Source organism: Protofrankia sp. Cr1 (assembly GCF_963555865.1).
Lineage (GTDB): Bacteria > Actinomycetota > Actinomycetes > Frankiales > Frankiaceae > Protofrankia.
Genome location: NZ_CAUVXO010000214.1, coordinates 2,970 through 7,723, shown reverse-complemented (window position 1 = coordinate 7,723; position 4,754 = coordinate 2,970). Strand labels below are relative to the sequence as shown.

General features: G+C 65.5%; 3 protein-coding genes. 1 reads left to right on the top strand and 2 read right to left on the bottom strand.

The window, feature by feature from the left end:
• Positions 1-131: 131 nt before the first annotated feature.
• Positions 132-1,289 (bottom strand): hypothetical protein, encoded by a 1,158-nt coding sequence (locus tag U9980_RS16565; protein ID WP_322768740.1) that lies wholly within the window; start codon positions 1,287-1,289, stop codon positions 132-134.
• A gap of 49 nt (positions 1,290-1,338) precedes the next feature.
• Entirely contained in the window at positions 1,339-2,634 is a 1,296-nt protein-coding gene (locus tag U9980_RS16560) for a serine/threonine-protein kinase (protein ID WP_322768739.1), read from the bottom strand.
• Positions 2,635-3,167: 533 nt separating this feature from the next.
• Between U9980_RS16560 and mqo the strand changes: the two genes are divergently transcribed.
• The gene (gene mqo / locus U9980_RS16555; protein WP_322768738.1) at positions 3,168-4,712 is read left to right on the top strand and encodes a malate dehydrogenase (quinone); all 1,545 of its coding nucleotides are present in this window, start codon (positions 3,168-3,170) and stop codon (positions 4,710-4,712) included.
• Positions 4,713-4,754 lie beyond the last annotated feature (42 nt).

The following is a 4,754-nucleotide window of genomic DNA, read 5'->3' as shown; positions in this document are numbered from 1 at the left end:
GGACGGCGTGCTCGACGACGTGCCGCTTGGGCCGACCGGCGGGTTACCCGAGGTGCATGCGGCCGCGGCGAACACGGCGGTGACAGCCACAGCCACGGCGACTGCGACGCGCCTCAACGGATGGACACTCATCAGGCACACGGCCGGGCGTTTGCCTCAGTCGACCTGAGGGAATCGATCATGCTTTCCAGCACTTCGAACGACGGCGACCCGACGGTGTCGACGGGCGCCCGGCGGCTGCTGATCGGCTGGTTGGTGGGCCGCGCGGGGCGGAAGCCGTACTGGGCGGCGAGGCGTGCGAGCTCCGGGTCGTCCCGCAGCGCCTGCCCGACCCGGTGGCCGGCATCGTCCAACGGGATCAGCGTGTGCTCGGAGTAGACAGTGGGCCTGGGATACAGCAGCACCATGTCGGGTGTGAGGGTGGGCTTCTGCCCCGGAGCCTCCGCCACGAACTGGGCCTCGTAGATCAGGGCCATCGGGATCCGTCCCATGCCGTCGACGAGGTAGCGGTCGAACAGCACCTGGCTGGTGTCCGGCTTCTCCCCTTGATCGATAACCAGCCGGCACAGATCGGGCAGCACCTTCTGCACATCCACTGCCGTGGTCACCACGAGACCGCCGTTGGCCACCAGCGAGGCAATCGACAAAAACATGATCGCGGAATTGGAATCCTGCGGATCGGTCGTCATGAGTCGTACTGCCTTGTGCCACCTGGTTCTGGGGTTGTCGTTGCCCGGCAACTGGTCCCACAGAGTGCCCTTGCGGGCGACGTCGAGCAGCGCCTTGACGTCCACGACCATGCCGCCGTCTGACGCGGGCTGGACGATGGCGGCCTTGGTGAGCACGTCGACGACGTCTTTGAACGTGGCCACGGCCATCGGCGAGGAGAACGGTTTGAAGCTGTCGGTGATGGCCAGCTCATTCATGATCTTTTTTGCGGTCGCGGTACTGCCCGGAAACGCGAAGCCGTAGCCGTCACGGTTGGGGCGTTCGAGCGCGGTGAGCATTTCGCGTGACCCGCTCGCGTCGACGGTGACGCTCAGCCCGGCGCAGGCGAACCGCGCGCTCACCCGCTGGTCCTTGAAGAATGCCTCCTTCTCCGATCCGATGACGCCGCGCACAGCGGTCAGCGGCCCCGCGTCACACTGCGCCGACGACGGCCCGGGGGGCTTGGCGATCACGACGGTGACCACGACGATGAGCGCGACGCTGGCGACAAGGAGGACAAGTCTGATGATCAAGCTGCTTCGCTGTGAGCCGCGAAAATACATTCCCTGCGGTGTCCGCATGGCCAGGTCCCCCAACCGTCCTGCCGTTGACCGCTATTCCGGCGAAACCTTACAGCCGCGACAGCGGGGACCCTCCGGGGCCGGCGTCGCGCGTGGGATTCGACGGCTGCGCCCCTGTCTGCTCATCGGGCTCCGGGCGGGCGGCCCAGCCTTTTACAGCGATCGCAAGGAATATTCCCGCGGCGGCCAGAGCCGGCAAGACCCATGCCAGCGTCGGGCTGTCGACCCGGCCGACCAGCAAGAGGACGACCGCGACCAGAGACCCGGCGCCGCCGCCCACGATGACCGGCACCAGCACCCCTGGCCGGCCGCTTGTCCGGCCGTCTGCCCGGCCGCCTGCCCGGCCGCTTGTCCCGCCAATCGCCGGCGGGACAGACTCGGGTACTGCCGGTGAGTCACGCGGCAGCGGCGGCCACGGCGGCATGGGCGCCGGCTGGGTGACCGTGTCCTGCGCCGACGCATCCCCAGCCGCATCCCCAGCCGGAACCCCGGGCATGGTCCCGGCTGACTCCTCAAGCGCCGCGCGGGCCGCCGCTGCAAGATCCCCGGCTGACTGGTAGCGATCATCGGGGTTTTTCGCGAGGCCCTTGGCTACCACGGCGCGCAGTCCGGCCGGCAGCTGATCCGAGAGTGGATCCGGGGCATGGAGAACATGTGCGACGAGCACCATGGCCACGTCATTTCCCACGAACGGTCTGCGCCCGGCCAGGCACTCGTACAGCACGACAGCCAGTGAGTACACATCGGCTCGATGGTCGACGGTGCCACTGGCGAGCCGTTCCGGTGCCACGAGCCGTTCCGGCGCCACGTAGTGCGGCGTCCCGACAAGTTGCCCTATGCGGGTCACCGGTGGCGCGCCGCTGGTGTCGATCGGCTGCGCAATGCCCCAGTCGAACAGCCAGGCGTGATCGGTATTCGGTCGCGCGCCGGGTTTCAGGAGAATATTGGACGGTTTCACGTCGCGGTGGCGCAGTCCCTTGCGGTGCGCGGCGTCCAGCGCCGCGGCGACCTGCTCAACGATGGCCACCGCCCGTTCCCGTGGAAGCGGGCCGTTCCTGATCACGGTGGCCAGGTCGGTGCCGTCGACGAGGGGCATCGCGATGTACGGTATGTCGGCGGTCGAGTACTCGAAAACCGGCAGCACGTGCGGATGATCTATTTGTGCGGCCAGCTGACACTCCCGGCGGAATCGCTCCGCGAGCTCCGGATCACTCAATGCCCGGGTCGACAACAGCTTCAGCGCGACCTTCCTGTTGTGCCGAGGGTCGAACGCGACATACACCTCGCCCATGCCGCCACTGCCGAGACGTTCGATGAGCTCGTATGGGCCGACCTGGTTGGACACCGATCACCCCTGGCTGGGCGAGTCACCCCTGGCTGGGCGAGGCGGTCATGACGCCAGAGATGATACGGCCACAGACCCTGCGCAGGCTGCGGTGGTGTGGATGGACCGGGTGCCCATCGCGGGCCCACCCCGGAGGCGGATCGGCCGCGGTCGGGTGACCGGCGCCAGGAGCCGCGTCGACGGTCACCGTTCGCCCTCCCCGGAAAGGCCTTCCGACCTATTTACCGGTCGCCGTTTCACCTCGGCTTGAATCCTTCGTGAAAGCGCCATGTTAGGGACGTGTAACAATTCTGTCTCGCAATATCCTGGATGACCGGACGGCGATTCCTCCGCACGTCCGTCAGCCCAGCTCATCGGGCATCCAGGCCTTCACAACACCGGTCGGTGTCCATACCAGACGGTGTGCCCGGGGTTGGCAGGGTCATTCAGCCGCGTGATTCAGACCTCATAGATTCAATTTTCGCTGCGTATAGCCGGGCCGTGCGCTGAACTTGTGCTAGGCACGAGAATCGCGAAAGAAGGCCGAGGGCCACATGAATCCGCAGTCGTTCACCACGTATAACGCCAGTCAGACCGCTGACGTCGTCCTCATAGGCGCTGGAGTCATGAGCGCCACACTTGGTACCCTGCTGCACAGACTCCAGCCGGACTGGTCGATTGATGTGTACGAAAGACTGCCCGGGGTGGCCGAGGAGAGTTCGGATCCATGGAACAACGCGGGTACCGGTCACGCAGCACTGTGCGAGCTGAACTACACCAGCGAACTTCCGGACGGCACCATCGACGTGCGGAAGGCCATCAATATCAATGAGCAGTTTCAGGTTAGCCGCCAGCTCTGGTCGCATCTCGTGGAAGACGGGACGATCGGCGATCCGGAAACATTCATCAACTCGATGCCGCACATGACATTCGTCCAGGGGGCGGCGGACGTCGACTTTCTCCGGCGGCGATACGAGGCGTTGCGGGCCGAGCCGCTCTTCGCCGCCATGGAATTCAGCGATGATCCGGCGGTGATTCAGCGTTGGGCGCCATTGCTGATCGAACAGCGCAAACCCGGTGAGCCGATCGCCGCGACCCGCGACATATCCGGAACCGATGTGGATTTCGGTTCCCTGAGCCGGCAGCTGTTCAGGTCACTGGAGTCGTCCGGGGTGCGGATCCATCTCAACCAGGAGATCAAAAGTCTTGCCCAGGCGCCTGACGGCACCTGGCGGTTGCGGGTCCACCACCGGACGAGCGGGAAGACGAAGGACGTCACCGCGCGGTTCGTCTTCGTCGGGGCGGGCGGTTGGGCGCTGAAGGTCCTGCAGAAATCAGGTATACCCGAGGCGTGCGGATTCGCCCTTTTGCCTATCAGCGGACAGTTCCTCCGCACCGACAATCCGGCGCTCGTCGCCCGGCACCAGGCGAAGGTATATGGGAAGGCGCCGATCGGTGCACCACCGATGTCGATGCCGCACCTCGATACCAGAGTTGTCGACGGAAGTGCGTCGATCCTGTTCGGCCCCTACGCCGGATCGAGCCCGAAGTTCCTCAAGAACGGCTCCATCTTCGATCTGCCGAAGTCCATCCGTCGGCACAATATCATTCCGTTGATCGCCATGGCCAGGGACAACATCGCCCTGGTCGCGCTGTTGCTGAACGCGCTGACGGCGACCCGGAAGAAGAAGATCGACGAACTCCGGAAGTTCGTCCCCGGTGGCACCGCCAGGGACTGGCGAATAATCACCGCCGGCCAGCGTGCGCAGATCGTCAAGAAGGACCCAAAAAAGGGCGGTGTCCTCCAGTTCGGAACTGAAGTCGTCGCTTCCGGGGATGGGACCATCGCCGGCGTCCTCGGCGCTTCTCCCGGTGCATCCACCGCAGTGCCGATCATGCTTGATCTGCTCCAGCGATGCTTCCCCGACCGCTACGATAAATGGCAGCCGGCGTTGGGCGAGTTGATCCCCACTTTTGGTCGGAGACTCTCCGACAATCCGGAATTCGCACTCCAGACCATGGCGACGACCGCGAAGACCCTGCGCCTTACGGAAATCCCCCGCCCCCTTCCGGGCCGACCCCTGGGCCAGGTGAACTAGCCCCGGCTGGCGTCGCCCGGCGTCGGATCGGGTCGCTCGGCG